Source organism: Bradyrhizobium sp. BRP19 (genome assembly GCF_020194195.1).
Taxonomy (GTDB): Bacteria; Pseudomonadota; Alphaproteobacteria; order Rhizobiales; family Xanthobacteraceae; genus Bradyrhizobium; species Bradyrhizobium yuanmingense.
This window is the reverse complement of record NZ_JADYVZ010000141.1, coordinates 1-437: the sequence shown is the minus strand read 5'-3', so window position 1 is coordinate 437 and position 437 is coordinate 1. Positions and strand designations below refer to the sequence as shown.

General features: G+C 36.2%; 1 protein-coding gene. It reads left to right on the top strand.

Translation table 11 applies throughout. The annotated features are described in order from the left end of the window. Positions 1-275: 275 nt before the first annotated feature. Positions 276-437, top strand: a 162-nt coding sequence (gene atpE / locus I6F36_RS38890) for an ATP synthase F0 subunit C (protein ID WP_225173285.1), incomplete at its 3' end; no start/stop codon positions are given.

The window sequence follows — 437 nt, the reverse complement described above, 5'->3', positions numbered from 1 at the left end:
GCGTTCATGAATGGTATTATTGGACCCAAAAAATCGAATCTGTATTAAAATGGCTCCCAATAAATTATAAACAAGAAGAACGCTTGAGCTAATCTAAAAAAATTTCTCTGTTTATTCAGTACAAAATTTAAAAATTTTGTCTTCAAACGCTTACAAAGACAAAAATGAGAGAAATGATGAAATTCTCATGCTTGTCTTTGACAAAAACTACGAATAGTAGTAGACTTTCTTAGTAAAATAAATTTGCGAAATCGCAATATAGAAAGAGGTCTATAATGACAATTACACTTGCCGCTCTTGGAGCAATTGCTATCGGTCTTGCAGCACTCGGAGCCGCTATCGGTGATGGACTTATCGTTTCAAACTTTCTCCAAGCCGTTGCACGCCAACCAGAACTTGAAGGAAAACTTCGTGGTTCAATGTTCATGGGTATTGCC